We start from the raw sequence: 21,462 nt of genomic DNA, 5'->3' as shown, positions 1-21,462 counted from the left end.
ACCGATTCTGTACACGACCGACAATATTTCGACGAGGACGACGATGAACGAACGAACGCGTGGCTTCTACTACGCCGATGTCGTTGCGGTGGAACGGCTCACAGTACACATGGTGCGAGTGACGTTCGGCGGCGAGCATGTCGCCGCCTACCGCACGCTCGGCGTGCCCGACGAGTGTGTCGGTGTCTATTTCCCACGGGATGATGAGGCGAAGCCGCCGCCGATGACCGAGGTCGACGGTCAATGGTGGTTCCACGGACTCGACGATGCACCGGAAGGCCGCAACTACACCATCCGTCGCCTCGACGAGGCGCGCGGTGAGCTGATCATCGACTTCTTTGCGCACGAGGGTGGTGTTGCGGCCACGTGGGCGCAGCAGGCAGCGCCGGGACAGACGGTGCTGTTCACCCGTCCGCGATCCTGGTACTCGCCGCCCGCCGATGTGGAATGGCTGCTGTTGGTCGCGGACATGACCGGCCTGCCCGCGCTGGGTCGGCTCGTCGAGCAACTGCCGGCGGGGGCCAAGGCCCACGCGATCGTCGAGGTTCTCGAACGCGGCGATATTCAGTCCTTCGAGACGCAGGCCGATGTCACGTTCGACTGGCGGATCGGATCCGGAAACGGGGACAGTGCAAGCGTTCTCGACGACGCAGCGCTGGCGTACCCGCTGCCCGAGGGGCGCGGCTACGTATGGTTCGCCGGCGAGGCGTCGTCCTCACGGCGGGTTCGAAAGCACTTCCGCAGAGAACTGGGTTACGGCATCGCGTATTTCGACATCATCGGATACTGGCGCGCCGACTCCGAGAAGTGGCTCGAGAAGTACAAGCAGTACCAGGAAGAAGCGCTGGCGATATACAACGGCGTCATCGCATCCGGGCGCTCCGAGCAGGAGGCCAGTGAGGCATTCGATGCGCTGCTCGAGCGCGTAGGTCTCTAGCGCGGAGGTCTCCGGCGTGCCGGATAGATGGGGGCGTTCTCGGAGGAAAGTAGCTGAGCCTCACCTTGGTGGGGTAGCTTCTTGATTGTCCGGTTAATCCCTTTCGTCAGGAGTCCAGTGTTCACAGTTCGTCGTCTTGCCCTGCTCTCGTGCAGCGCAACCCTCGTCCTCGGTCTCGCTGCCTGCAGTTCGGGCTCCAGCGACGAGGGCACGTCCACCTCCGAGTCGGCTACCGCTGATACCGCGCTGGTGGTGTACTCCGGCCGCGGTGAAGAACTCGTCGATCCGCTGATCGAGCGCATCGGCGGCGGTGTCGAGGTCGACTACTCGGGCAACACCAACGCCCAGGCCGCGAAGATCCTCGAAGAGGGCGACGCGACCCCGGCCGACGTCTTCTACGGCCAGGATGCGGGCGCACTCGGTGCCCTCGACGAGGCGGGTGCCCTCGCACCGCTGCCCGAGGACATCCTTTCGCTCGTCCCCGAGCAGTACCGCGGAGCGGATGGCACCTGGGTCGCGACTTCCGCACGGGCCCGGGTATTGGCCTACAACTCCGATTCGGTGCAGGCTGCAGATCTGCCCACCGGTATCGACGGCCTGCTCGACCCGCGATGGCGCGGACAGATCGGCTACGCACCGACCAACGCGTCGTTCCAGGCGTTCGTCACGGCTCTGCGCGTCCAGCGCGGCGAGGACGGTGCCCGCACCTGGCTCGACGGATTCGTCGCCAACGAGCCTGTCGCATTCGAGGGCAACGGCCCGCTGCTGACCGCCGTCAACGACGGTCAGGTTGCCACCGGCCTGCTCAACCACTATTACTGGTACCCGTTCGTCGACGAGAACGGTGCCGACGCTCCGGTCGAACTGCACTACTTCGAGCCCGGTGACCCCGGCGCGCTGATCAACGTCGCCGGTGCCGGTGTTCTCGCCGGCTCGGACAACCGGGAGGCCGCGTTCGATTTCGTCCGAGAGCTGCTGTCCACCGAGTCGCAGACGTACTTCGCGAACGAAACCGCCGAATATCCCGTCATCGACGGTGTCACCTCTGAGTACGACCTGCCGCCGCTGTCCGAGTTGGGCTCGACCGACCTCGATCTGGGGCAGCTCTCGTCCCTCGAAGCCACCCAAACCCTGCTCACCGACGTCGGAATCATCTAGTCTGTGGTCGATTCCGGGCCCATGTCTGCACTCCTGCCGCTTCGGCGGCGGCACTTCGGCGGCCGTCCCGTTCTCGGGACGGCCGCGTTGTGCGTGGGAGCGCTGACGCTGACACCGCTGGTGTACCTGTTCGTCCGAGCGTTCGACGGTGGCACCGAAAAAGTACTGCGACTGCTCCTGCGGCAACGCACGCTCGACCTCGCGATCCGCACGGCCACACTGACTCTCACCGTGCTGGTCGCCTCCGTCGTGGTCGGCACGCTGCTCGCGTGGCTGACCGTGCGGACCGATCTGCCGGGTCGGCGCGTGTTCTCGATGATCCTCGCCGCACCGCTCGCCATTCCGTCGTACGTGTCCGGGTACCTGTGGATCGCCGAATTTCCCTCCTTGGCCGGCTTTTCGGGCGCGGCGCTGGTGCTGACGCTGTCCTGCTTTCCGCTGGTGATGTTGCCGGTGTCCGCGGCGTTCGCCACTGCGGACCCGTCCTTGGCCGAGGTGGCTCGAACCCTCGGCCGCGGAGCAGCGCGCACCGCGCTGACCGTCGAGTGCCGCCGAGTCGTTCCAGCCGCTGCAGCGGGGGCACTCCTGGTGGCGCTGTACACCATCAGCGACTTCGGAGCGGTGGCCCTGATGCGGTACGACGCCTTCACCCTCGGCATCTACAGCGCGTATCGCGGGGGACTGGACCGCACGGCCGCGGCGGTGCTCGGACTGGTACTCGTGGCGGGTGCGTTGGTGCTGACCCTGCTCGAACGGCGCGCTCGACGCGGCGCGACGGCGCGGGTGGGATCGGGAACCGACCGGACGGCCGAACCGATCGCTCTCGGCCGATGGCGCGTCCCGGCCCTGGCGGTTGTCGTTGCTGCGCTGACGGTCTCGGTGCTGGTACCTATTCTGGCCCTGTCGAGGTGGCTGAGTCGGTCGCTGCGGTTCACCGTCGACTGGGGTGACGTGCTCGCAGTGACCGCGAAGACCGTTCAGTACTCCGCGACCGCCGCGGTGGCGGTGGCCGTCCTCGCGATCCCGGTCGCGCTGTTCGCAGCAAGATCGACATCCAGGACTGCCCGCACGGCCGAGCTGTCCACCTACATCGCGCACGGTCTGCCGGGGATCACGGTCGGGCTCGCGACGGTGTTTCTCGGAATCAGATTTCTGCCGTCGTTCTACCAGACCGCGGTGTTGCTGGTGTTGGCCTACGTGGTGTTGTTCCTGCCGTTGGCCGTGGGCAGCACCAGGGCCGTCATCGACGCCACTCCCGTTGTTCTCGAAGACGTGTCGCGAACGCTCGGCTCCGGTCGGGTGCGCACCGATCTTCGAGTGACAATCCCGATCGCCGCACCGGGTATCGCCGCCGGCGCCGCGCTGGTCTTTCTGACCGTTGCCAAGGAACTCCCGGCGACGCTGATGCTGCGTCCTCGGGGAGTGGACACACTCGCGACCACCCTGTGGTCCACTACCGAGGCCTTCCGATACGGCGAGGCAGCGCCCTACGCCGTGGCGCTGATCGTGATCTCCGTCGTCCCGACGATCGTCCTGTCGAGGGCTCTGGGCCGGACCGCGCGGAAGCGAGTGACCCTCTCATGAGCATGCTGATATCCGATCTCGTTGCCTCGTACGGTAGTACGGCGGTGCTGCACGGAATCGATCTCGACCTCGGCGACGGCGAGATGCTCGCCGTTCTCGGACCCTCCGGCTGCGGAAAGACGACTCTGCTGAGATCGATTGCAGGACTGCACCGGATCGACGCCGGCCGGATCACCTCGGACGGACGGGATCTCTCGGTTGCGGGGCACGTCCAGGTGCCACCGGAGAAGCGGGGGATAGGCCTGATGCCGCAGGAAGGTGGCCTCTTTCCGCACCTGACCGTCCGCCGAAACATCGAATTCGGTTTGCGCACAGGCTTCGTGCGGCCGTACCTGTCCGGTCGATCGGAGCGGGCGCGACGCGTCGACGAGATGCTCGAGCTGGTCGGTCTGCCCGACGCGGGCGCGATCAGGCCTGGCGAACTCTCGGGCGGTCAGCAGCAGCGCATCGCGTTGGCGCGTGCGCTCGCTCCGGCACCGTCGGTGGTGCTGATGGACGAGCCGTTCGCCGCCCTGGACGCGGGTCTGCGTACCTCGATTCGACACGACGTACGAGAGTTGCTGCAAGCCAGCAAGACCGCGTCGATTCTCGTCACCCATGATCGAGCCGAGGCGCTCGGGACCGCGGACCGAGTCGCTGTGCTGCTCGGCGGTCGCTGCGCGCAGGTCGATACCCCCCGCGAGGTGTACGACCGCCCGGCCACGCCGGCCGTAGCGCGCTTCGTCGGCGACGCGTACTTCGTCGATGCCACCGCGCGCGGTGGGTACGTCGAGACGATCCTCGGGCGTATCGAAGCGACGACCACCGCGGTCGGAGTGGGGCAGGCCTTGCTGCGGCCCGAGCAGTTGGTCGTCTCGGAGCTCGAGGACGGTGCGTTCGTCGTAGAAGACGAGTTCTTCACCGGGCCCGAATCCTCGGTGACCCTGCGGCACAGCGATACCGGGCTGAGGCTGCGCGCCGTCGCCGCCACCTCGGATAGATTCGCCCCCGGCACCGCCGTTGCGGTCACCGTGTCCTCCCCGGTGCACTGGTTCGCGGGCTCGTCGAACTAGCTCCGCAACTCGACCAACGCAACGGGCTCGTCCTGGCCGGGCCAGGTACCGAAGAGATGCGGCAGCGCGCTGGCAGTCGCATCGATCACGCGGCGGACGAGAAGGGTGACGTGTTTCGTGTGGACGAGGGTCGCAGTGTCCGTGTGCTCGACGGTCCCTGCACCGAGCGGTGCCACGACGGGGTTCGCACCCGTTCCCGACACCGACGTCGACTGCTCGCGGGTGGACAGCGTCCCATCGCTGTCCTCGACGAACAATTCGGCTCGAGTCGCACCCTCGGAGACAGCCGTGACGGTCACTGCGAGATACACCGGATCGCCGACGCCGTCGTAGACCCAGCGTTTGCCCAACACCGAATGATTCATCGTGGCAACGAGGTACGCGTCGGCCCCATCCAATGGCGCGCTGCGGTAGGTCAGGGGTACCTGAAGTACCGTGCCCGACTCCGCGCGCAGAAGATGAGTCTCGACGCCGACATCTCCGGCGGGGTCGTCGTAGCGATAGGCGCCGACCACCTCGAAGCCGCCGATGTCGAGGCCGGTTGCCCACGGTTGTGTGGGAATCCAGGCAGCGATTGCCTCCAGCTTGGACGGTGTGAGCGTCGCGCGATGAATGAGAGCCATGCAGAGAAGCTACCGAAGCCGATGCGCGCCGACGAGGCACAGGACGACGCCGAGTGTCAGCACCGCACCACTGAGGAGCAGCCCCGACTGCCCACCCACCGAGTCCACGAGTACGCCGGCACCGGCCGCGCCCGATGCAGCTCCGAGGTTGTAGGCAGTGTTGACCCAACTACTGGCCTCCGCCTGGCGGTTATCGGGAGCAACGTCGTCGGAGGCCAGGTATGCGGTGACGAAGGTCGGCGCTATCGCGAGACCGGCAATGGACAAGCCGGCTGCGAGGCCCCAGAGCGTGTCCGCCAGAGCTGCGGTCCCCAGAACCGCGGTGGCCAGCAGCGTCAACAGCCCTCCGAGCTGTACCGTTCGCGGAACGGATGCCAGGTTCAGCTTTCCCCAAATCAGCCCGCCGACAACGCTGGCTATGACCATCCCGGACTCGATATATCCTGCCGCGCTGCGGTGTCCCTGCGTAGTGGCCAGTTCGGCCACACTGATGTAGACGATGCTCACCCCCGAGGCCAGTGCGAACATCGCGATCAGAATCGCGAAGAGTCCCGGTATGCGAACGACGGTGTCGAAGTGTTGTCTGCGGCCGGGCATACCGGCTGCTCGAACTTCCCACCGCTGATCCCTGATCGGCGCGGTACAGACCATTACCGATGTGCCCAGCACCAGGAGCAACGCGGCAGCGGCCAGACCGACCCACGCCGGCACTGCGGTGATCATGATCCCGACGGTCAATGGTCCGGCAAGGAACAGCGTCTCCTCGCACGTCGAATCGAGGGAATACGCCGCCTGCTTGCGAGCGGCGGAGTCGGACGTCATCGCCCGCCAATTCGAGCGCATCGCCGGGCCCAACGGCGGCACGGCCGAACCGCCCACGGCGAACAAAGCGATGGGAAACAGCACCGGCACGGCGCTCGACGTAGTGATGACGGCTGCGCCGCCGATGCACGCCGCAGAGAGACCGGCCAGCGGGAGGAGTACCCGATACTGTCCGTAGCGGTCCACCAGACGCGCTTTGAGTGGGAGCGTGATCGTGGTGAGGCCGTAGGCGGCGATCGCGAGACCGGCAGTTGCGAAGGACCCGGTTCGTTCCTGAAAGGTGAAGACCGCGGACAGCGGTATCAACGCAAAGGCGAACCTGCCGAGCAGGGCAGTAGCGAAAACCGTTCGAGCCCAGGGTATTCGGAGGACCGATGCGTAGCCCTCGGATTCGATGGACGCCACTGTCGTCACCCTCCTCGAATCCAGGTCCAGTTCGGCAGGCCCGACCCTACTGCGCCGTACGTTTCGGCATCAGCAACGCGGCCGCGGTCATGATCACAGCCGCAGCCAGGACGCCGATGAAGACCAGATGAATGGCGTCGGACAGTTCTTGGGGTTCGCGACTCCCGGAGACGCGGGCATTGACGATGGCACCGAACACGGCGACACCGACGGCGCTGCCGATGGAACGGGCGAACATGTTGGTGGAGGTGACGACTCCGCGCTCGGACCAGTCGACGCTCGATTGCGCCGCGATCAACGTGGGGCTGGCGATCAGACCCATGCCGAGGCCGATGACGAAGCAGGCCGCCGCGACGTTCCAGATCTGTGATTCGGCGTCGAGCAGCGTTGCCAGTACTGCTCCGACCACGCCGAGCGAGCCGCCGACGAGGGCCGTCGTGCGGAAGCCGAAGCGCAGGTAGACCCGACCGGACTGCGAGGCTGCGATGGGCCAGCCGAGAGTGAGCGTCGACAACGAGAAGCCGGCGATGATCGCGCCGGTGCCGAACACGCCCTGCACGAATGTCGGCACATACGAGGTGAGGCCGAGAATCAGTGCACCGACGAGCAGCGAGATGAGGCTGCTGACCACCAGTACGCGTCGGGTGAACACCCACAACGGCAGGATCGGCTCCTCGGCGCGGGACTCCACCCAGGCGAAAATGCCGAGCAGGACGAACCCGCCGACGAAGATGGCAATGCTGATCGGTGAACCCCAGGCCCAGGACTGGCCACCCTCCAGCAACCCGAGCAGCACCATCGTCGCGCCGACGGCGAGCAGACCGGCACCGAGGTAGTCGATCTTCGGCTTCGTGCGTACGACGGCAGCTTCTTCGAACTTGCGCAGCAACATGAAGGCGGCGAGCGCGCACAGGGGAATGTTGACGAAGAAGATCCAGCGCCAGGACAGGAACTCGGAAAAGATCCCGCCCAACGCAGGACCGAGCACCGAGGAGATGGCCCAGACGCTGGCCAGATAGCCCTGAACCTTGGCGCGCTCGGCCAGCGTGTAAATGTCGCCTGCGATCGTGATGGCCATCGGTTGCACCGCGCCCGCCCCGAGCCCCTGGACTGCGCGGAACACGATCAGCGCGGGCATGCTCCAGGCCAGCCCGCACAGGATCGATCCGATACAGAACACCGCGATGCCGAACAGCATTATCTTCTTGCGTCCGAACAGATCGGCCAGTTTGCCGTACAGCGGTACCGAGACCGCCTGCGCGAGCAAGTAGATCGAGAACAACCACGGGAACTGGGCGAACCCACCGAGATCGTCGACGATGGTGAGCACGGCAGTGGCAATGATCGTCGCGTCCAATGCCACCAGGGACGAGCTGAGCATCAACGCGATCAGTATCGGTCCGCGTTCGGAGCGGAATCCGACGTCCGTGGATGAATCGGTCGTTGCCATTGCTACTCATTGTGATCCCTACCCGCCGACGACGCGCCACCGGCCCAGATAGTGTTGAGCACCGTGCGACCAACACTGAGTAGCTACGAGCATCTGGCCGGCGGCAAGGTCCGCGACCTGTACACCATCGACGACGCGCATCTGCTGCTCGTCGCGAGCGATCGAATCTCGGCATACGACCACATCCTCGACACGCCGATCCCGGACAAGGGACGCGTACTGACGGCGATGAGCGTGTTCTTCTTCGAAGAGCTCGGCGGCGTCAACCACCTTGCCGGTGATCCGCTGGACGAGCGCATTCCCGCCGAACTGCTCGGCCGCGCCCTGGTGGTGAAGAAGCTGAACATGGTGCCGGTCGAATGCGTCGCACGTGGCTACCTCACCGGTTCCGGGTTGGCGGACTACAACGCGACCGGAAAGGTGTGCGGTGTGCAACTTCCGTCGGGGCTGATCGAATCGAGCAAGCTCGACGAGGCGATCTTCACCCCCGCATCCAAGGCCGAGCTCGGCGATCACGACGAGAACATCACCTTCGAGCAGGTCGTCGAGCAGGTCGGTGCCGAACTCGCCTTCAAGTTGCGGGAAGACACCATCGAGATCTACTCCCGCGCTGCCAACTTCGCCCGGGAGCGCGGAATCATCCTTGCGGACACCAAGTTCGAGTTCGGGACAGATGCGGACGGCAACCTCGTCCTCGCCGACGAGGTGCTCACCCCCGACTCCTCGCGCTACTGGCCCGCCGATTCGTATCAGGAAGGTCGGGTTCAGCCCAGTTTCGACAAGCAGTTCGTTCGAGACTGGTTGACCGGCGAATCCGGTTGGGACCGCAGCTCCGACACCCCGCCGCCATCGTTGCCCGACGACATCGTCGCCGCCACACGCAGCCGCTACATCGAGGCCTACGAGCGCATCTCGGGCCTGAACTTCGACGATTGGGTCACGCCATGACGATCACCCCGCCCGTTGCCAAGAAGGTGCCACTCGAGCGTACCCATCACGGCGACACGTTCATCGACAACTACGAATGGCTGCGCGCCAAAGAAGATCCCGAGGTGATCGCCTACCTCGAAGCCGAGAACGCCTACACCCAGCAGCAGACTGCCGGTCTGGAATCGTTGCGCGGCAGGATCTTCGACGAGATCAAATCGCGAACCCAGGAAACCGACCTCTCCGTGCCGACTCGGATGGGGCAGTGGTGGTACTACTCGCGCACCGTCGAGGGGAAGTCGTACGGTCTCCAATGCCGTCGCCCCGTCGACTCACCCGAGAACTGGACTCCGCCCGAACTGGCCTCGGGTGTGGACGTGCCCGGTGAGCAAGTCCTGCTCGATGCAAATGTCGAAGCGGAGGGTCACGACTTCTTCTCTCTCGGCGCGTTCTCAATCAGCCTCGACGGCACGCTGCTGGCCTACTCCACCGACACCGAGGGCGACGAACGCTACACACTGCGCTTCAAGAACCTCGAGACCGGCGAACTGCTCGCCGACACCATCGAGAACGTCGCACCAGGTGCCACCTGGACTGCCGATGGCACGCACATCTTCTATATGACGGTCGACGAGTCCTGGCGTCCCGACACCGTCTGGCGACACACCCTCGGAAAAGCCGAGGACGTCAAGGTCTTCCATGAACCGGACGAGAGCTACTGGGTCGGCTTCGGTTCCACTCGCAGCGAGAAGTACCTGATGATCTGGGTCGGCTCGAAGATCACCTCCGAGTGCCTCGTCCTGGAATCCACCGATCCCGAGGGCGACTTCCGAGTTGTGCTCCCGCGCACCGACGGGGTCGAATACAGCATCGAACACGCCGTCGTGGCCGGCGAGGATCGATTCCTCATCACGCACAACGGCTCGGTCAACGGCTGGGGCACCGAGGGAGAGAAGGCCGAGAACTTTCTGCTCGCAGAGGCTCCGGTCTCGGACCCACTCGATCAGCGCATTCTGGTTGCGCACCAGGACGACGTTCGGGTCGAGGACATCGATGCCTTCGCCGGTCACCTGATCTTCACCTACCGTCGAGAAGCCCTGACCCGCATGGCAATCTGGCCGCTCACCGACGAGGGATACGGTGAATATCGAGAGCTCGAATTCGACGAGGAGCTCTATGCCGTCGGAGCCGGCTCGAACCCCGAGTGGGACCAGCCACTGCTGCGGATGGTCTACACCTCGTTCATCACCCCCGGTCAGGTCTACGACCTCGACATCGCGAGCGGCGAACTGCTGCTCCGCAAATCGCAGCCGGTACTGGGCAAGTTCGATGTGACCGACTACGTGCAGAATCGCGAATGGGCAACCGCCTCGGACGGTACGCAGGTTCCGCTGTCGGTCATCCGGCGCAAGGACGTGCCCGACGGCCCGGCACCGACGCTGCTCTACGGTTACGGATCGTACGAGGCGTCGATGGATCCGGCGTTCTCGGTGGCGCGGCTGTCGCTCCTCGATCGGGGCATCGTCTTCGTCGTCGCACACGTCCGCGGCGGTGGTGAGATGGGTCGGCACTGGTACGACAACGGCAAGACGTTGAAGAAGAAGAACACCTTCACCGATTTCATCTCTGCTGCACAGCATCTCGTCGATACCGGCCGCACCTCACCGAGGCATCTGGTGGCCGACGGCGGCAGTGCGGGTGGTCTGCTGATGGGCGCGGTGGCCAACCTCGCGCCGGAGTTGTTCAACGGCATCCTCGCCAACGTTCCCTTCGTCGATCCGCTCACTTCCATCCTCGACCCGTCGCTGCCCCTGACGGTCATCGAATGGGACGAGTGGGGAAACCCGTTGGCGGACAAGGAGGTGTACGAGTACATGAAGTCGTACAGCCCCTACGAGAACGTCGAGGCCAAGGACTACCCGTCGATCCTGGCGATCACGTCCATCAACGACACCCGCGTCCTCTACGTCGAGCCCGCCAAATGGGTTGCCGCACTTCGTGCAACGAAGACCGGGGACTCGGATCTGCTGCTCAAGACCGAAATGAGCGCCGGCCACGGCGGCGTCAGCGGACGATACGAGAAATGGAAGGAAGCGGCCTTCGAGTATGCGTGGATCGCCGACAAGACCGGTGCCCATGTGAACGGCTGACTTTCGGGTCGTTCCGCAGGCTCCACTCCTACCTCGTAGCCTGCTACGAATTTCCACTCAGTGCGGCGCAGCCGCTCTAACGCCACACGTAGCGAACCTGCGGACGCCCGGCTCGACCGTATTCGGTGTGCCGGGTGACCAGGCCGTCGTCGGCGAGGCGTTCGAGGTAGCGCCAGGCCGTCACCCGAGAGACTCCGACGACTTTGGCGGCCTCGGATGCGTTGAGTCCGTCGGCCGCTTGTTTGATGCTGGCGGTGATCCCGTCCATCGTCTGCGGGGCGATGCCCTTGGGTGTCGAGACGCGGTCGTCGGCGGTGCGCAGGTGCGCCATGGCACGGTCGATGTCGCGTTGACTCGACGCGTTCTCCCCGGCCGGCAGCGCAGCGTGGAACTCGCGATAGCGTTCGAGCTTGTCGCGGAACGCGGCGAACGTGAACGGCTTGAGCAGATACAGCACGATGCCGTGCGCCACCGCCGAACGCACCACCGACAGATCTCGCTCGGAGGTGATAGCGATGACGTCGGGGCTCGGCCGAAGTCCGCCGAGAGCAGCCGCGACGTCGATGCCGCTGGCATCGGGCAGACCGATATCGAGCAACACCAGATCGACGGCCTCGGTGCTGGCGAATCGCATGGCGGCAGCGCCGGTGTGCGCCACCCCTGCTACCTCGAAGCCCGGGGTTCGCTCGACGTACGTCTTGTGCGCCTCGGCAATCAGCGGTTCGTCGTCCACTATCAGTACCCGGATCACGACGCGGATCCCGCGATGGTGGCAACAAGGACCGATCCGTACGTCACTTCGGAGGTGAGAGTGCCTCGATGGCGGTCGATCACCTGACTCACCAGTGCCAAGCCGAGCCCGCGCGAGCCGGACTTGGTCGAGTAGCCGCGCCGCAGGGCAGATTTCAGCGTTTCCGGAGCCATTCCGGGACCGCTGTCGGCGACGCGCACGACGAGTTCACCGTCGGCGTCACGGACCGTCACTTCGACCCACGGCTGGTCGGATTCTTTCGAGGCATCGATGGCATTGTCTATCAGATTGCCTACCAGCGTGACCAATTCGCGAGCAGTCAGCACCCCCTCGTGCTCCAACGCCGTGTCGTCGGTGATCGTCAGTTCCACGCCCTGCTCGGCTGCCTGACTCACCTTGCCCAGCAGCAGCGCCGCGAGAGCGGGCTCGCCGACGGCGTTCATGAGGCGGTCGATGAGGGTCTGCGAGAGCTCGAGATCGGCCGTCGCGAACTCGACCGCCTCCTCGGGGCGGCCCAGCTCGACCATCGTGATGACCGTGTGCAGCCGATTGGCCGACTCGTGCGCCTGTGAGCGCAGCGACTCAGCGAAACTGCGCACCGAGTCCAATTCGCCCATGAGGGAACGTAATTCGGTCTGATCGCGAATCGTCAGCACATTGCCCAGGCGTCGGCCCTCCCACATGACCGGATCCTGGTTGACGACGAGCACGCGATCCTTCGTCAGATGCAATTCGCCGCGGACGATGCCGGTGTCCATCTGCTGCATCGACTCCGGCAGCGACGCTCGGGACACCGGCCCGTCCGGCAGATCGAGGAGGCGTCGGGCCTCGTCGTTGACCAACTCCGCCTCCTCGCCGCGGCCGAACACCAACAGGCCCTCGCCGATCGAGTGCAGGACGGCGTCATGATGCTCGTACATCGTGCGCAGCTCCGCCGGTGCCATTCCCAGTGTCTGACGCCGGAGCCTGCGGCTGAGCAGCGTCGAACCCGCTGCGGCGACGACGAATGCGGCAACCACGACTCCGATGATCAGCGGAAGTCCGCGGAGAAACTGGTCGCTGATCTTGGCCCTGGTGACGCCGGCGGACACAAGGCCGATGATGTCGCCGGACGAGTCGGTCACCGGAGTGACCGAACGAATCGACGGGCCGAGGGAGCCGACGTACGTCTCGGTGAACGTTTCACCCTGCAGCGCGCGATCGATGTTGCCGCTGAACGCTTTTCCGATCAGGTCGACGGTGGTGTGTGTGAAACGGGTGCGGTCCGGTGCCATGACGACGATGAAGTCGACGCCGGTGATCTGTCGAATCTTCTCTGTTTCCGGTTGCAGACGCGATGTCGGATCCTCGGATTCGATCGCGATGGGCGTCGACGGTTCGTTGGCGATGCTCACCGCAACTGCCGTCACTTCGCGTCGGGTCGCGTCGTCGCTGTTGGAACGTTCGTTGAGCACCGTCAGGATGCCGCCGGCGAACACGACGACCGCCATGACGACGAGTTGCAACACCAGCACCTGGCCGGCGACGCTCAGTGGACGCTTGGAGGACAACGCATTCCTTTCGGTCGAGAACATTCGATGTGAACGAAATGAACGTATAGGTGACTCCAGTCACGGCGTCGAGCAACATCATCTCTCAGCAGGGGTGATGCACCTCACTCCGTAGAGCACAAAGGACACATTGATGACTACCACCACCGAGCGGTTCGACAATCCGCCCACCGAGCCCAAGAAGAAGCGCGACAAGACTCACTTCCTCTACATTGCCGTGATCATCGCGGTGATCGCCGGTGTCATCGTTGGCCTGATCTGGAAGGACTTCGGCGTCTCGCTGGCAGTGCTCGGCACGCTGTTCGTCAGCTTGATCAAGATGATGATCAGCCCGGTCATCTTCTGCACCATCGTCCTCGGTATCGGTTCGGTACGAGCAGCGGCGAGCGTCGGCCGCGTCGGCGGCTTGGCATTGGCGTACTTCCTCACCATGTCGACCATCGCGCTCGGCATCGGCATGGTCGTCGGCAACCTGATCCAGCCCGGTGACGGTCTGAACATCCCGCCCAGCGGTGCAGGTGCCGATCTCGCGAAGACGGCCGAGGAGGCCGGCGGCACCATGGACTTCATCGCCGGCATCATTCCGACGTCGCTGCTGTCCTCGCTCACCGAAGGCTCGGTGCTGCAGACGCTCTTCGTCGCCATCCTCGTCGGCTTCGCGCTGCAGGCCATGGGCAAGAGCGGCGAAGGCATCCTCAAGGGCATCGGCGCAGTACAGAAGCTCGTCTTCCGCATTCTCACGATGATCCTGTGGCTGGCCCCGATCGGTGCCTTCGGTGCCATCGCCGGAGTCGTCGGCAAGACCGGTTTCGACGCCGTCATCCAGCTCGGCACTCTGATGCTGGCGTTCTACCTCACCTGCTTCATCTTCGTGTTCTTCTTCCTCGGCCTGATCCTGCGCTTCGTCACCGGCTTCTCGATCTTCAAGCTGGTGAAGTACCTGGCCCGTGAATACCTGCTGATCGTCGCCACCAGCTCCTCCGAGTCGGCCCTGCCGCGTCTGATCGCCAAGATGGAACACGTCGGCGTCGAGCGCACCACCGTCGGCATCGTCGTTCCGACCGGCTACTCCTTCAACCTCGACGGCACCGCGATCTACCTGACGATGGCCTCGATCTTCATCGCCGACGCCATGAACCTGCCGCTGTCGATCCCCGAGCAGTTCTCGCTGTTGCTGTTCATGATCATCGCCTCCAAGGGTGCGGCAGGTGTCTCCGGAGCAGGACTGGCGACGCTGGCAGGCGGCCTGGAAAGTCACGCACCGCAGCTGCTCGACGGCGTCCCGATCATCGTCGGAATCGACCGCTTCATGTCCGAGGCCCGTGCGGTCACCAACTTCTCCGGTAACGCCGTGGCCACCCTCCTGGTGGGTACCTGGACCAAGACCCTCGACGCCGGACGCGTCAAGGAGGTCCTCGACGGCAACCTGCCGTTCGACGAGGAAACCATGGTCGACGACCACTACCCCGAAGACGACGCACCTGCAGACGAGCAGGTCGTCCTCGAAAAGCACGCCGCCAAGGCGTAAGACCTGCCGGGCGCCGCGCATCCCCCCGTCGCCCGGTTCGGAAAAACCAAGAACGGCCCGCCATGAGCGGGGCCGTTCTTGCATTCGTACGCAGGTTCCCTAATCGGTGTACCCACGGGTAAGTTCGGGTGATGACTGAAGTTCAGAACATCGGCATCAACACGCTCGGTGGTGCGCCCACCTCGCTCGACGAGTACGCCGGAAGGGCCGTTCTCGTGGTCAATGTGGCCTCCAAGTGTGGACTGACCCCGCAGTACGAGAAGCTCGAGAAGCTCGCCAACGAGTACTCGTCCCGTGGCCTGTCGGTCATCGGAGTGCCCTGCAACCAGTTCGGTGGCCAGGAACCCGGTACCGCAGAAGAGATCGAAACCTTCTGCTCCACCAGCTACGGCGTCACGTTCGCGATGACCGAGAAGGTCGACGTCAACGGTGACCAGCAGCATCCGCTGTACGCCGAACTCACCCAGATCGAGGACGCGGACGGCAACGCCGGAGACGTCCAGTGGAACTTCGAGAAGTTCCTGATTTCGCCCGATGGTGTCGTGACCAACCGATTCCGTCCGCGCACCGAGCCGGACGCACCCGAGGTGCTCGCCGCGATCGACAAAATTCTGCCGAAAGACACGATGGCCGTTTAGCTTCTGTCTGCATCGACGTCGAGCCTCGTTCACCCCGGTGTGCGAGGCTCGAGTCATGTCTGGACGCCTGATCGTGTCGGTGAGCGGAATCAAGAACGACACCTACGAGCACGCCGCCGAATTCGCTCGAATTCTCGACGGGCGGGGCGTTCCGCTGTCATTGCTCGTCGCGCCCCGGTTGAAAGACAAATACCGCCTCGCAGCCGACGCGCCCACCCAGGAATGGTTGCGGGCCCGACGCGACGGCGGCGACGCCATCGTCCTGCACGGTTACGACCAGGCCGCCACGAAGCGGCGACGCTCGGAATTCGCGGCCCTACCCCGTCACGAAGCCCGACTGCGCCTGATGGCGGCCGACCGCGTCATGGAACAGACCGGCCTACGTACGCGAGTGTTCGCCGCTCCGCGCTGGATCGCCTCACCCGGTGCTGTCGAAGCCCTACCCGACGCCGGCTTCCGCACACTCGCCGCGCTGAACGGAATTCACGATCTCGACCGCGACGGAGTCCTGCGCGCCCGAGTGTGGGGAATCGGCGAAGGCTTCAAAGCCGAGCCCTGGTGGTTCAAGGCTCTGGTACTCGGCGCGGGCCGCACCGCCCGACGCGACGGTGTGGTGCGCCTGGCCATCAGCGCCAAGCAACTCGGACGACCCGGGCCGCGTCAGGCCATCCTCGATGCCATCGACCTGTCCCTGCACCACGGAGCCGAGGCCGGCGTCTACGAATGGCTGCCGCGCAGCAACTCTCGCGTGGCCTGACGCCGGCCGCTCTGCCCTGTTCGCCCCATTCCGCCCCCCGGTCCGGCCCCCGGTCCCGCGTGAATGGACCCTTGCACGGTCCAGACGTATGTGCACCGCTCCCCGGAAGTTGGACTGAGTAATTCAGTTCCGACTACCGGGGAGTTTTGTATGCGTGCACGAAGTTCACTTACCGAGGATCAGCGGGTCGCGGCGGTAGCGTTGTTCGAGGATGGTCTCGGTGCCGTCTCGGCTGCTAAGAAGGTCGGTGCCGGTAGGTGCGCTGTGGCCATGCTCTACGACCGGTGGCGGGTTCGAGGGAGGAATGCGTTGGTGGAGAAACCGGATCGACAACACTTCTCGTTCGAGTTCAAACTTGCTGTGGTGCAACGTGTTTTGGCTGGGGAGAACAAGATCGAGCTCGCCCGCGAGTACGGACTGTCGTCGGCGAAAATCATCGAGCCCTGGGTCCGCGGATACCGCCGCGACGGCGACGAGGCGCTTCGACCGAAACGGGCAGGTCGCCGACCGGCACCGGGAGTCGATCCCGGGGAGGCCGGTGAACTCGACCGCCTGCGTGAGGAGAACGAGCGGTTGCGCACGCAGGTGGCGTACCTGGGAAAATTGCGGGCCTTGAGGGAACAGGGACGACGGTGAAGGTTCTCGCTGTCATCGCCCTCAAGGCTCAGTACCGTCTCGATGTGCTGCTCGACGTCGCCGGCCTGGCCCGCTCGACGTTCTTCTACCGTCAAGCTCAGTTACGCAGGCCCGACCCGAAGGCCGCGCTGAAAGCAGCGGTGACCAGCGCGTTCGAGAACAACCATCGACGCTACGGGCATCGACGTGTGCACCGAGTGCTCGTCGAGGCGGGGTGGCGGGTGGCGAAGAAGACGGTGCTCGCGTTGATGCGCGAGCTCGGGTTGGCGTGCCGTGTGCGGCGCCGTCGACGGTATGTCTCGTATCAGGGGCAGGTCGGGGCGGTCGCTGCGAACATCCTCGATCGTCAGTTCGCGGCGCAGGCCCCGAATCAGAAGTGGGTTACCGATGTCACCGAGTTCCGGGTCGGGACGCGAAGTTGTATCTGTCTCCGGTGATGGACTTGTTCGACCGCCAGATCATCTCGTATTCGATCGGTCGGTCCCCGACGACGGAGTTCACCAACCGTTCCCTGCGGGCAGCATTGGATACCCTCGGTGAACAGGATTGCCCAATTGTGCACTCGGATCAAGGATTTCACTACCAGCATTCCTCGTGGCGACGGTTGCTCGACGATGCGGGAGCGATCCAATCGATGTCCCGCAAAGCCAACTGCTACGACAACGCGATCATCGAGAACTTCTTCGGACACCTCAAAGAAGAGATGTTTCATCACACCCGATACCTCGACCTCGGCACCTTGCACACCGCGATCGAGGACTACATCGACTGGTTCAACAACGACCGCATCTCGTTACGCCTCGACGGCCTGAGCCCGGTGCGATACCGAGCCCAGGCCCTCGCGGCCTAGGATTTCAATTAACGGTCCAACCTACGGGGTCCAGTGCAATGCAAGGGTCCATTGACGCGGACGGGGTAGGGGCCCCGCGGGAACGTCGGTCAGCTACCTGTCGTCGAATAAGCCGTTTCGTTCTCCGATCCAGCCGAGACGGTTCGGCGAGCGCATGACGTCAACCGTTTGACGTACTGCTGATTTTCTCGAATATCCCGCGCCACCTGGTCGGCCGACCACCCTGCATGCTGCTCCAGAATTCGTCCCACGGCCTCCGCGGTACCGTCCTGCACGCCGGGTTCGATGCCGAGCATCATGCGGCGGTGCAGAATATCGCCCAGGGTGACCGCATATTCCTCTCGGACGGCCAGGAGGACTTCCGCGGCCAGGAATGCGCCACGGCCGTGCCCCGCCACTTCTGCGAGTTCCGGTTCCGAGCGAGTGAGCTCGAGCAGCTCGTCGACTCGACTGCCGTATACGTCCACCAATCTGTCGATGAGTGATTCGGAGAGGCCGAGATCGGTTGCGGCCGAGCGCAGGGAGCGCGCCGGATCGGGTCCCGCACCGGGCAGTGGTGTGTTGCGTGCGTGGTAGGTCGGCTTCCCGAGTTTCATCTTGCGGTAGACCATCGTCAGCGTTTCCTCGGCCAGTGACAGGTGCGGCGTCAGCTTGCCGCCCACGACCGAGATCAGACCCTCCAGCTCGCCGTGGTCGACGATGTCGTGGCTGCGCGAGATGGCCCGAGTGTCCCCGTCCTCCTGGAAGGGCAGGGGCCGAACACCCGCGTACGTCATCACCACGGAATCGCGGTTCAGTCCTGCACCGGGGATCAACTCGTTGGTCTCGGCGAGGATGTAGTCGATCTCCTCCTGTGTTGCCGCAACGGTGTCGAGGTCGCCGTCGAAGCGGTCGTCGGTGGTTCCGATCAGGAAGTGCCCCCGCCACGGAATGACGAGCACAGCGCGGTTGTCCGAGCGAGCCTCGTAGTACACCGCACACGTCGGTGCGCCGGGAAACGGCCCGACGACGGCATGAGTTCCCTTGGTACCGCCGATCAATCGCGACATCGAGGGTGCGGAACCGACCAGAACGTCGTCGACCCAGGGGCCGGCAGCGTTGACGACCACCTTGGCCCGCACCGTCGCCGAGCGGCCGGTCATGACGTCCTGCAGCTCGACGCCGGTGACGGTGGCTCCCTGTGTCGTCAGCGCAACTGCGTGGGTGTGGTTACGCACGGTGGCACCGTGACGCGCCGCGTCGAGCACATTCTCCACGACCAACCGTTCGGCGAATTCGACCTGACCGTCGTAGTAGTGCAGACCTCCGCCGAGCGAGGCGGTGTCCAGACCTCCCAGCTCGACGGCCATGGCCTTCTTGTTCATCTTGCGGTGTCGAGGCACCGACTTGTTCCAGGACAATGCGTCGTACATGGCCATGCCCACCCGCATCATCCAACCCGGTTTGTGGTTGTGACCGTAGAGCGGAACGACGAACGGTAATGGCTTGACCAGGTGAGAGGCGATGTCGAACAGCGCTTCTCGGTCGCGCAGCGATTCGTGTACCAGTGCGAACTCCATGAATTCGAGGTAGCGAAGTCCACCGTGCATCAGCCTGCTCGACCAACTGGACGTGCCGCCGCCGAAGTCTCCCTTGTCGATCAGGAGGGTCTTCGTACCCTGCAGTGCGGCCTCGCGGGCTATCGCCGCCCCGTTGATGCCCGCACCGATCACGACGAGGTCGTAATCGTGCGCGGTCACCTCGTCGAGATCCAGTCGTGTGGTGTTACTCATGTCAGCCCTTCTCGTCGTTCCACTCGGTCGTCAGACCTGTTGTTGTGCAGTTACTTTCGTCCTGCAGACTGCTGCCACGGGCGAGCCTGGTAGACCGTGCCCGGGCGTGGGTAGAACTTGCCCGACGCCAACCGGCGGGTGTAGCTGTCGATCGGAGTCGCGTCGGGATCTATTCTGATCTCGACCACTGTGGGTCCTTCGGTGCTGAAGGCCTTGTCGAATGCGCTGGCCAGCTCGTCGGGTGAGGTGACCAGAATTCCCTGCATTCCCAGACCCGCCGCCGCTGCGGCGTACGAGGTGCTTGCCTTCTCGCTCTCCAGGTCCACGGAGTAGCGCAGTCCCTCGTAGTGCAGGTGCTCCCACATGCGGAGCCAGCCCCACGTTCCGTTGTTGAGCACGACGTGCACGATGTTCATCCCATGTGCGGCCTGAGTGGCCAATTCGCCTACCGAGTAGCTGAATCCGCCGTCACCCGAGACAGTGACGACGCGCGCCTCCGGCCTGGCCTTCGCGGCACCCATCGACGCCGGAGTCGAGTAACCGAGACCGCCCTGGCCGCGTGCGAACAGGAAGTTGCGCCCGGGCACCGGGTTCTTCAGATAATTCGATATCCATCCCGCGCTGAAGCTGGCATCGGAGACGACGATGTCGTGAGGTCGGAGATGCTTGGCCAGCTCGGTCATGGCCCGCGGCGGCATGACCGGGCTTGCATCGCTCAGCCGCAGCGGTTCGGTCGAGGCCCACGCGGCAAGCTTGGACTCCGCAATTCGGCTCTGCCACTGAGGAACCGACTTGGCTTCTACCAGGGGGATAAGTGCCTCGACGGTGGCCTTGACATCGCCCAGCAGTCCGACCGAGGGGCCGAACGTCCGGCCGAGCTGACTGCCGTCGACGTCTACCTGGATGGTCATCTGCTCGGGTTTAGGCAGGGCCCAGTTGAGCGAAGTATTCTGTCCTACTTTCGATCCCAACCAGATGATGAGATCGGCCTCGCCTGCGAGTTCACGCGCGGCCTGTGATCCCAGTGGGTTCAGGACGCCGACCGAATAGCTCTCGGTTTCGGTGACCGAGCCCTTGCCGGTGAAGCTCGTGGCGACGGCAGCGCCGATGAGAGTCGCGAATTCGGCCAGCTCCGCGGTCGCTCGCGAACCCAGAACACCGCCGCCCGCAATGATGTACGGACGCTCTGCCTTCGCGATCAGGGCTGCGGTCGTGCGCAATTCGTCGTCGGACGGCCGGCTCCGGTAGGCAGGAGCGGAGTTGAATCTTTCCTCGACCTCGAGATCCTTTTCATCCCACTCTTCGTCGAGCACGTCGTGTGGGATCACCACGGCCGTCGGTCCGGGCTTGCCGGTCGTGGCGGTGCGGAAGGCTGCTCGCACCAGGTCTGGAACCGTCTCGAGATCCGGAGCCAGCCAGGACTGCTTGGTCATCGTCTGCAGGAACGGCATCTGGTCGAATCCCTGTGAACCGACGCCACCGTCGCGCAGCGGAACCCAGGACCGCGGAAGTTCTCCGACGATGGCAACGATGGGAACCGAGGCGTTCATGCTCTCGATGAGTCCATCGGGAAGTTTCGTCGTTCCGGGCCCGACCGTGACGTCCACAATTCCGGGCTTGCCGCTCACTCGGGCGTAGGCGTCGGCGGCGTATGCCGCGGAACGCTCGTCGCGGCAACCGAGATGGGACATGTCCTTTCGGTTGGACAGGCCCTGGTAGAACGCAGCCGTCTGGCCGCCGGGCTGTCCGAATACCTGTGTCACTCCGTGCTTGCGCAGAATTTCTGCGACGAGATCGCCACCGTGTGGCATAGGACACGCTCCTTGTTGTTGGGATCGAAAAATATTGGCGGATTTAAGGAAACGGACTCGA

Annotated in this window: 19 protein-coding genes; 12 read left to right on the top strand and 7 right to left on the bottom strand. The window is 64.5% G+C overall.

The features are described from left to right. The first annotated feature begins 43 nt into the window (after positions 1–43). The 4 genes from RHODMAR_RS23215 (at position 44) to RHODMAR_RS23200 (ending at position 4,731) form a co-directional block, all read left to right on the top strand. Positions 44–937 (top strand): siderophore-interacting protein, encoded by an 894-nt coding sequence (locus RHODMAR_RS23215; RefSeq protein ID WP_008719537.1) that lies wholly within the window; start codon positions 44–46, stop codon positions 935–937. Positions 938–1,054: 117 nt separating this feature from the next. Beyond that, on the top strand, positions 1,055–2,095 hold the full coding sequence (locus tag RHODMAR_RS23210; RefSeq protein WP_008719534.1) for an iron ABC transporter substrate-binding protein: 1,041 nt from the start codon (positions 1,055–1,057) through the stop codon (positions 2,093–2,095). Positions 2,096–2,116: 21 nt separating this feature from the next. Next, entirely contained in the window at positions 2,117–3,679 is a 1,563-nt protein-coding gene (locus RHODMAR_RS23205; protein WP_081606099.1) for an ABC transporter permease, read from the top strand. After that, entirely contained in the window at positions 3,676–4,731 is a 1,056-nt protein-coding gene (locus tag RHODMAR_RS23200; RefSeq protein ID WP_008719530.1) for an ABC transporter ATP-binding protein, read from the top strand. Before RHODMAR_RS23205 ends, RHODMAR_RS23200 begins: the two co-directional genes overlap by 4 nt. On the opposite strand, the gene RHODMAR_RS23195 is transcribed toward RHODMAR_RS23200, so the two are convergent. From RHODMAR_RS23195 to RHODMAR_RS23185, 3 genes are read right to left on the bottom strand one after another with little or no spacing between them, the layout of a single operon-like run. Then, positions 4,728–5,354: a CG0192-related protein gene (locus RHODMAR_RS23195; protein WP_008719528.1), complete on the bottom strand. Its 627-nt coding sequence runs from the start codon at positions 5,352–5,354 to the stop codon at positions 4,728–4,730. The genes RHODMAR_RS23200 and RHODMAR_RS23195 overlap by 4 nt on opposite strands. A gap of 9 nt (positions 5,355–5,363) precedes the next feature. Beyond that, positions 5,364–6,581: an MFS transporter gene (locus tag RHODMAR_RS23190; protein ID WP_008719526.1), complete on the bottom strand. Its 1,218-nt coding sequence runs from the start codon at positions 6,579–6,581 to the stop codon at positions 5,364–5,366. Between the two features lie 46 nt (positions 6,582–6,627). Beyond that, positions 6,628–8,031 (bottom strand): MDR family MFS transporter, encoded by a 1,404-nt coding sequence (locus RHODMAR_RS23185; RefSeq protein WP_008719524.1) that lies wholly within the window; start codon positions 8,029–8,031, stop codon positions 6,628–6,630. A 63-nt stretch (positions 8,032–8,094) separates the two neighbouring features. Here RHODMAR_RS23185 and RHODMAR_RS23180 point away from each other — a divergent pair, with 63 nt between their 5' ends. Together RHODMAR_RS23180 and RHODMAR_RS23175 are read left to right on the top strand one after the other, a co-directional pair. After that, a complete protein-coding gene (locus tag RHODMAR_RS23180; RefSeq protein WP_008719522.1) occupies positions 8,095–8,979 on the top strand; it encodes a phosphoribosylaminoimidazolesuccinocarboxamide synthase in 885 nt (294 codons plus the stop codon). Next, positions 8,976–11,108, top strand: a complete 2,133-nt coding sequence (locus RHODMAR_RS23175; protein WP_008719519.1) for a S9 family peptidase — start codon at positions 8,976–8,978, stop codon at positions 11,106–11,108. Before RHODMAR_RS23180 ends, RHODMAR_RS23175 begins: the two co-directional genes overlap by 4 nt. A 76-nt stretch (positions 11,109–11,184) precedes the next feature. Here the strand turns inward: RHODMAR_RS23175 and RHODMAR_RS23170 are convergent, their stop codons facing one another. Together RHODMAR_RS23170 and RHODMAR_RS23165 are read right to left on the bottom strand one after the other, a co-directional pair. Continuing rightward, positions 11,185–11,859, bottom strand: coding sequence for a response regulator (locus RHODMAR_RS23170; protein WP_008719517.1), 675 nt, complete (start codon positions 11,857–11,859; stop codon positions 11,185–11,187). Then, positions 11,856–13,433: a sensor histidine kinase gene (locus RHODMAR_RS23165; protein WP_042940157.1), complete on the bottom strand. Its 1,578-nt coding sequence runs from the start codon at positions 13,431–13,433 to the stop codon at positions 11,856–11,858. Before RHODMAR_RS23165 ends, RHODMAR_RS23170 begins: the two co-directional genes overlap by 4 nt. A gap of 109 nt (positions 13,434–13,542) precedes the next feature. Here RHODMAR_RS23165 and RHODMAR_RS23160 point away from each other — a divergent pair, with 109 nt between their 5' ends. From RHODMAR_RS23160 to RHODMAR_RS29230, 6 genes are all read left to right on the top strand, one after another. Further along, the gene (locus RHODMAR_RS23160; protein WP_008719512.1) at positions 13,543–14,937 is read left to right on the top strand and encodes a C4-dicarboxylate transporter DctA; all 1,395 of its coding nucleotides are present in this window, start codon (positions 13,543–13,545) and stop codon (positions 14,935–14,937) included. Between the two features lie 128 nt (positions 14,938–15,065). Next, complete coding sequence (locus RHODMAR_RS23155; protein WP_269744637.1) at positions 15,066–15,575, top strand: glutathione peroxidase; 510 nt, start codon at positions 15,066–15,068, stop codon at positions 15,573–15,575. A gap of 55 nt (positions 15,576–15,630) precedes the next feature. Next, positions 15,631–16,332 (top strand): DUF2334 domain-containing protein, encoded by a 702-nt coding sequence (locus tag RHODMAR_RS23150; RefSeq protein WP_042940171.1) that lies wholly within the window; start codon positions 15,631–15,633, stop codon positions 16,330–16,332. 150 nt (positions 16,333–16,482) lie between these two features. After that, on the top strand, positions 16,483–16,968 hold the full coding sequence (locus RHODMAR_RS29240) for a helix-turn-helix domain-containing protein (RefSeq protein WP_008719505.1): 486 nt from the start codon (positions 16,483–16,485) through the stop codon (positions 16,966–16,968). Continuing rightward, on the top strand, positions 16,965–17,405 hold the full coding sequence (locus RHODMAR_RS29235; RefSeq protein WP_008719502.1) for an IS3 family transposase: 441 nt from the start codon (positions 16,965–16,967) through the stop codon (positions 17,403–17,405). Before RHODMAR_RS29240 ends, RHODMAR_RS29235 begins: the two co-directional genes overlap by 4 nt. Next, entirely contained in the window at positions 17,405–17,818 is a 414-nt protein-coding gene (locus tag RHODMAR_RS29230; protein ID WP_008719500.1) for an IS3 family transposase, read from the top strand. The genes RHODMAR_RS29235 and RHODMAR_RS29230 overlap by 1 nt, the downstream gene beginning before the upstream one ends. Before the next feature lie 89 nt (positions 17,819–17,907). On the opposite strand, the gene glpD is transcribed toward RHODMAR_RS29230, so the two are convergent. Together glpD and RHODMAR_RS23130 are read right to left on the bottom strand one after the other, a co-directional pair. Then, entirely contained in the window at positions 17,908–19,590 is a 1,683-nt protein-coding gene (gene glpD, locus RHODMAR_RS23135) for a glycerol-3-phosphate dehydrogenase (RefSeq protein ID WP_008719497.1), read from the bottom strand. 50 nt (positions 19,591–19,640) lie between these two features. After that, positions 19,641–21,401, bottom strand: coding sequence for a thiamine pyrophosphate-binding protein (locus RHODMAR_RS23130; protein WP_008719494.1), 1,761 nt, complete (start codon positions 21,399–21,401; stop codon positions 19,641–19,643). Between the last annotated feature and the right edge of the window lie 61 nt (positions 21,402–21,462).

This window comes from Rhodococcus sp. AW25M09 (assembly GCF_000333955.1).
In the GTDB taxonomy this organism is placed as follows: Bacteria; Actinomycetota; Actinomycetes; order Mycobacteriales; family Mycobacteriaceae; genus Rhodococcoides.
Note: the sequence above shows the minus strand (reverse complement) of the source record. Positions and strands in the feature narration are given on the sequence as shown.

Coding starts and splice junctions, on each gene's coding strand:
- glpD (WP_008719497.1), bottom strand. CDS start 19,590: ATGAGTAACACCACACGACTGGATCTCGACGAGGTGACCGCGCACGAT.
- RHODMAR_RS23165 (WP_042940157.1), bottom strand. CDS start 13,433: ATGTTCTCGACCGAAAGGAATGCGTTGTCCTCCAAGCGTCCACTGAGC.
- RHODMAR_RS23150 (WP_042940171.1), top strand. CDS start 15,631: ATGTCTGGACGCCTGATCGTGTCGGTGAGCGGAATCAAGAACGACACC.
- RHODMAR_RS29230 (WP_008719500.1), top strand. CDS start 17,405: ATGGACTTGTTCGACCGCCAGATCATCTCGTATTCGATCGGTCGGTCC.
- RHODMAR_RS23160 (WP_008719512.1), top strand. CDS start 13,543: ATGACTACCACCACCGAGCGGTTCGACAATCCGCCCACCGAGCCCAAG.
- RHODMAR_RS23205 (WP_081606099.1), top strand. CDS start 2,117: ATGTCTGCACTCCTGCCGCTTCGGCGGCGGCACTTCGGCGGCCGTCCC.
- RHODMAR_RS23200 (WP_008719530.1), top strand. CDS start 3,676: ATGAGCATGCTGATATCCGATCTCGTTGCCTCGTACGGTAGTACGGCG.
- RHODMAR_RS23130 (WP_008719494.1), bottom strand. CDS start 21,401: ATGCCACACGGTGGCGATCTCGTCGCAGAAATTCTGCGCAAGCACGGA.
- RHODMAR_RS23175 (WP_008719519.1), top strand. CDS start 8,976: ATGACGATCACCCCGCCCGTTGCCAAGAAGGTGCCACTCGAGCGTACC.
- RHODMAR_RS23185 (WP_008719524.1), bottom strand. CDS start 8,031: ATGGCAACGACCGATTCATCCACGGACGTCGGATTCCGCTCCGAACGC.
- RHODMAR_RS29240 (WP_008719505.1), top strand. CDS start 16,483: ATGCGTGCACGAAGTTCACTTACCGAGGATCAGCGGGTCGCGGCGGTA.
- RHODMAR_RS23215 (WP_008719537.1), top strand. CDS start 44: ATGAACGAACGAACGCGTGGCTTCTACTACGCCGATGTCGTTGCGGTG.
- RHODMAR_RS23195 (WP_008719528.1), bottom strand. CDS start 5,354: ATGGCTCTCATTCATCGCGCGACGCTCACACCGTCCAAGCTGGAGGCA.